Raw genomic sequence first — 5,274 nt, 5'->3', positions numbered from 1 at the left:
AAGCAAAACGCGGCGCGCCAACAGATACATTGTATAACTTTATTTCCGCCGGGGCAATATAAATAATATATATTCGGGCGTACCTTTTTATGATTGCCTTTTATGGCCGCTTTCAAGAAGTTTCGCTTTCCAGATTTTTTGCTAAAATGTATCTATGAACATTCAACGCAAACTATGGAAGTGCCGCCCGCTTTGTCTGGCTTGGGAAAGCCTTAGATACTGCTGGCATAAAACCTTGGGCGGTTTTATCCGCAAGCCTTATTGTATTTGGTACAGCTTCGGCAAACCGTGCCAAGCTTGCAAAAAAGAGTATTTGCCGATTAACGCGGATTGGTACAGGCTCCCGCGCCCTTTGTACATACACGAACACGTTTTTTACAATATAGACAATGCCCTTAAGGCCGATCCAAACCTTAAAGGTTTGGCTTTGATATTTTTTATGGGAATAGGCGATTATCTTTATACTACGCCTATGCTGGCCGCATTAAAAGCCAAATATCCCAAGCTTAAATTTTACGGATATGTTTCAAAACATTTTGACAGAAACAACTCCCCGATAGTCGCTTCCATGCTGGAAACTAACCCAGCTTTTGAAAAGGTTTTTACTTTTGACGGTTATCGCAACCCCGTTATTTGGAAGAATTACAACTACGAGGACGCTTTTAAAAATATCCCTGAAGGTTTCTTGGCCGTGCCGGTTTATTATGAGTACGGCGTTGACATCCCGCACAGGGTAAAAAGTCTGTTTAAAACTTTTCAGCTTCCGCTCCCCTCCGGGAGTGAAACTCCGCGCCCGGTGTTTTATTTCCCTACGGAGCCGGCGCCTCAGGTTAAAAAGACTTTTGCGGAAATTAATTCCCTTGCCAAGAAGCGCAAGGCCGTGGTGTTTTTGCAGCTGGATTCCCGCGGTTCCGCTTATACTTATCCGCACCGTGACGATTTAATCCGCAGGCTTTTGAGGGAGGGGTACTTCGTCCTTTCCGTTACGCCTTCGGCGGTCGTGGACGAAGACTTTAAATTGCTGGATATAAAAAAGTTCTCTTTCAACGAAACCTGCCACCTGCTTGATTTGATTAAAAAGGAACATAAACTTTACATAATAGCTTTAAATTCCGTATTTTGGGCGGCTTCCGCAGGGTTGGACGTCCCGAATTTGGGTTTGCAGCACTGGATAGACAAAAAAGTGCATAATCTTTGGTATCCCAATATAACCGTTGTTACGGACTATATTTATAAAAAGCTTCCGAAAAACAAAATGATAACGGCAAAGGAAAGCGATTATAGGCGGCACAATAAAAAAATAATTGATTATAAGCCGGAATTTATAATCAAATGTTTTGACAGAATGCTCGCAAAACTGGAAGAAAAACCTTCCTGCAAAGCAGATTAGAACTTTGCGCTTAAAATCATTTAAAAAGCCCCGCGGTTTTGTTAACGGCGGGGCTTTCGGTTTAATATTTATTGTAGGAAATAATATCTTTAAACTGTTTTCTCGGGCGTGGGGAGGGGGCTTCGTCCGGCAGGCCCACGGCGATAAGAATTTCGCATTTAACGCCGAAAGGCAGTTTTAAAAATTTTTTCGCTTTTTTAGGGTCAAACCAGCCTATCCAGCAGGTGCCCAAACCCAGTTCCTGCGCTTTTAACACGATGTGTTCCGCGGCTATGCCTTGGTCTATAAGATAATATTTGGTTCCGCTGATAATTTGCCCGACGCCGGTTTCAAGATTGCCGCCGGCTTTGGCGCATACGGCTATTAAGACCGGCGCGTTGAGGCCTATGCGTTTGCATGTTTTATAAAGGCCGGTAAAAACGCTTTCGCAAAACTCGTTTTTAATTTTTTCATCGTCAAGAATAACGTAGCGGCACGGCTGGGAATTGCACGCGCTGGGGGCCAAACGCGCGGCTTCAACGCATTTTTCTATAAGCTCCCGGCTTACCGGTTCGGCCTTAAATTTCCTTATGCTTCTTCTGTTTTGAATTATCTCGTCCAAAGTCATAAAAATCCTTCCGTTTAAAATTTCCGCTGCGGCTTAAATTCCCGACGTTGCGGGCTTATTTACTTTATTTTAACAAAATTAGTACAATGAAAGTGAAATAAAACTTATGGAGGCAAATTTTATATGACAGTTTCCTATAAAGAACTTGGTTTTGTGAACACCAAAGAAATGTTCGCCAAAGCCATGAAAGAAGGTTATGCCGTACCGGCTTACAACTTTAACAATATGGAGCAGCTTCAAGCCATTATTACCGCCTGCACGGAATCACGCTCCCCGGTAATTTTGCAGGTATCCAAAGGCGCCAGAAATTATGCCGACGCCACCTTGCTCCGCTGGATGGGCCGCGGCGCCATTGAAATGATGAAAAAAATGGGCGACGCCGTACCGGTAGCTCTTCACTTAGACCACGGCGACAGCTTTGAACTCTGCAAAGACTGCATCGATTCAGGTTTCTCTTCCGTAATGATTGACGGTTCCCATTTGCCTTATGAAGAAAATATCGCCTTAACCAAAAAAGTAGTGGAATACGCTCATCAGTTTGACGTTACCGTCGAAGGCGAACTCGGCGTTTTGGCCGGTATCGAAGACGAAGTTTCCGCAGAGAACCACACCTATACCGATCCCGCCCAGGTTGAAGATTTCGTAAAGAGAACCGGCGTTGACTCCTTGGCGATTTCAATCGGAACCAGCCACGGCGCTTATAAATTTAAAGTGAAACCCGGCGAAAGCGTACCGCCTTTGCGCTTTGACATTTTGGCCGAAGTCGAAAAACGCTTGCCCGGCTTCCCTATCGTATTGCACGGCGCTTCCAGCGTAGACCAGAAAGCCGTCGCCACGATCAACAAATACGGCGGCAAACTTGATAACGCCGTCGGCGTACCTGAAGAGCAGCTCAGAAAAGCCGCCAAGAGCGCCGTCTGCAAAATCAACGTAGATTCCGACGGCAGGCTCGTAATGACGGCCGCCATTAGGAAAGTCTTTGCGGAAAAACCGGCCGAATTTGACCCGCGCAAATACTTGGGCCCGGCCAGGACCGACCTTATCGCCATGTACAAAGAGAAAAACGAAAAGGTTTTAGGCTCCGCAGGCAGATATTAATTTGCAGTGTAAAAGCCCCGCTTCGGCGGGGCTTTTTTATTGCCGTTTTACAAATCGGCCCGGATTTTGCCCCGGGCGTTTTCATCTCTTTAAGCATAAAAAACGCTCCTTTCGGGAGCGTTTTGGTTTGTAAAGGATTTTCGCCGGATAATTTATTTGGCTTTTTTGAAGTATTTGTAAATCCCGGCGGCCAAAGCCGCGCCGATAAGCGGGGCGACTATAAAAACCCAAACTTGGGCCAAAGCTTCTCCGCCAAGCACCAAAGCGGGGCCGAAGCTCCTTGCTGGGTTAACGGAAGTTCCCGTTAAGGGTATGCCCATTATGTGTACGAAGGTCAGCGTAAGGCCGATAATCAAGCCGGCTATTACGCCAGTTTTTTCTCCGTCGGTAGCGCCGAGCACCGTAAGGACGAATACCATTGTTAATATGATTTCGGTAAGCAATGCTCCCCATACGTTTAAGCCGACGGCGGAGGCGTCACCGTAGCCGTTTGCGCCCAAGCCGGTAGCCGTTATGGAAGTGAAATCGCTCATGGAAATCAACGCCGCCAAAAGCAAAGCCGCTATAATGGCGCCTATTACTTGCGCGACGATATAACCCGCCAAATCTTTGCCGTTCATTCTGCCGGTAAGGTATACGCCCAGCGAAACAGCCGGGTTAATATGGCAGCCCGAAACATTGCCGATTGCATAAGCCATAGCCACTATCGAAAGGCCGAAAGCAAAAGCTATGCCCAAATTGCCAAGGTCCACGCCGGCTATCGCGGCCGAACCGCAGCCGAAAAACGTAAGCACGAAAGTGCCTAAGAGTTCCGCTAAATATTTCTTCATAATAATCCTCCGTTGAGTTTATATATATTTTATTTTATAAAAAATCAAAAGCTTGGCGCATAGGCCATAAGCCCTATTTTGGGGTGGGTCCTTTTTCTCTTGTAAAACGCCGGAAGTAAAAACTATAATTTAAATATATTCTATAGGAGAAAAATAATGTCGATTAAAAAAATTGCAGCGATTTTCGGTTTTGCGCTTTTGACGCCTTTTGTTTTCGCTTCGGAGCTGGATTCTTTCTTGGAACAGAACGGAGAGAAAGCTTCGACGGTCGGTTCGGCGATAAATGCGGCGATGTCATCAGCGGTCGGTTCCAACAGGGGCGGATATAAATACAATTATACTCCGATGGTTTTTGAACTTACTACCACTCATCACAGAACTATTTATGTTCTTAACGGTGTCGGCGAAAAAGTAAATATAAGTTATAAAGACGATGGCCTTTGGGGCGAAGGCGCGGGGTATTTTGAAGCCAAATGTTACGGCACTTTGCTTAATAAAGATTATATGCTTACGCATAAGAGCTGTTTGGAACTCCCTGACATGGACTATAATGACCCTGACGTACTTGGGGAACCTTGGCTTGAGTGGGAGCCTGTCAGCATGAAATTTAAAAAAGACGGCCGCGAACTTTACTTCAATATGAAGCATATCGGCAACAATTATTGGATTGACCAAAAGAGCGGCGCGGCTTTGGTAAAAATAAGCAATTTGTGCCTGCAGAAACACGCCACTTCCGCCAGCAATGTTTGCGTAGCTTTTTGGGAGTGGGCGACTAGCTCCGAAGGGGAAAAGTTCAGCATAAAAAACAACTACGGCACTGTAATTTTATCCAATATAAACGCCAATGATAATGTACAGGATTCTTTCTTGGGCAGAGCGTTCTTTACACCCGATGGCGCAGATAAAACGGTTGCTTCGGTAAAGAAAGGTGTTCTTACCCTCAAAGGTTCAGCTAAAAAGACTTTCCTTGGCGAACCTGTTTTCCACAGAGCAAACGGAAATACTAATGTGTTGGTCGGCATAAAGAGGGCCAGTGAATCTGTTGAAAAGACTATTTCATACACAAAAACCAACGACTACGCTTTATTCTCTTCCGATTTTACTAAGCTTATCAAGAACAATGTTAAAACCGACGGAATCAGATTGACTAAGGATTTGAAAGCGCAGACTTCGCTTTAAGTGGTTTTGTGGATTTGTATAGCCCCGGGATTAGTTTGGTCCGGGGCTTTTTGTTGTTATGATATCGGCCTAAATTGCGTTTTCGTATACTTTTACTCGGTCTATCTTTCTTGTTCTTGCGGCTAGCAATTTAGGTTAAGCAAAGCCTTATACTGCACCTTGCGCCGCTC

Annotated in this window: 5 protein-coding genes; 3 read left to right on the top strand and 2 right to left on the bottom strand. The window is 45.2% G+C overall.

Features of this window, described 5'->3' with window-relative positions; translation table 11 throughout:
• Window positions 1-154: 154 nt before the first annotated feature.
• Window positions 155-1,390 carry a hypothetical protein gene (locus tag ACQY26_RS07360; protein ID WP_428048551.1) on the top strand — a complete coding sequence of 412 codons (1,236 nt, stop codon included), beginning with the start codon at window positions 155-157 and terminating at the stop codon, window positions 1,388-1,390.
• A 61-nt stretch (window positions 1,391-1,451) separates the two neighbouring features.
• On the opposite strand, the gene ACQY26_RS07355 is transcribed toward ACQY26_RS07360, so the two are convergent.
• Window positions 1,452-1,997 (bottom strand): nitroreductase family protein, encoded by a 546-nt coding sequence (locus tag ACQY26_RS07355; protein ID WP_428048549.1) that lies wholly within the window; start codon window positions 1,995-1,997, stop codon window positions 1,452-1,454.
• A gap of 123 nt (window positions 1,998-2,120) precedes the next feature.
• Between ACQY26_RS07355 and ACQY26_RS07350 the strand changes: the two genes are divergently transcribed.
• Complete coding sequence (locus ACQY26_RS07350; protein WP_428048547.1) at window positions 2,121-3,095, top strand: class II fructose-bisphosphate aldolase; 975 nt, start codon at window positions 2,121-2,123, stop codon at window positions 3,093-3,095.
• 152 nt (window positions 3,096-3,247) lie between these two features.
• Here the strand turns inward: ACQY26_RS07350 and ACQY26_RS07345 are convergent, their stop codons facing one another.
• The gene (locus tag ACQY26_RS07345; RefSeq protein WP_428048545.1) at window positions 3,248-3,925 is read right to left on the bottom strand and encodes an MIP family channel protein; all 678 of its coding nucleotides are present in this window, start codon (window positions 3,923-3,925) and stop codon (window positions 3,248-3,250) included.
• A gap of 156 nt (window positions 3,926-4,081) precedes the next feature.
• On the opposite strand from ACQY26_RS07345, the gene ACQY26_RS07340 reads away from it, so the two are divergent.
• Window positions 4,082-5,104 carry a hypothetical protein gene (locus tag ACQY26_RS07340; protein WP_428048543.1) on the top strand — a complete coding sequence of 341 codons (1,023 nt, stop codon included), beginning with the start codon at window positions 4,082-4,084 and terminating at the stop codon, window positions 5,102-5,104.
• Window positions 5,105-5,274: the final 170 nt, after the last annotated feature.

It is taken from the genome of Candidatus Proelusimicrobium excrementi (genome assembly GCF_937881865.1).
In the GTDB taxonomy this organism is placed as follows: Bacteria; Elusimicrobiota; Elusimicrobia; order Elusimicrobiales; family Elusimicrobiaceae; genus Proelusimicrobium; species Proelusimicrobium excrementi.
The sequence above is the reverse complement of the archived record's forward strand: the minus strand, read 5'-3'. Positions and strand labels throughout refer to the sequence as shown.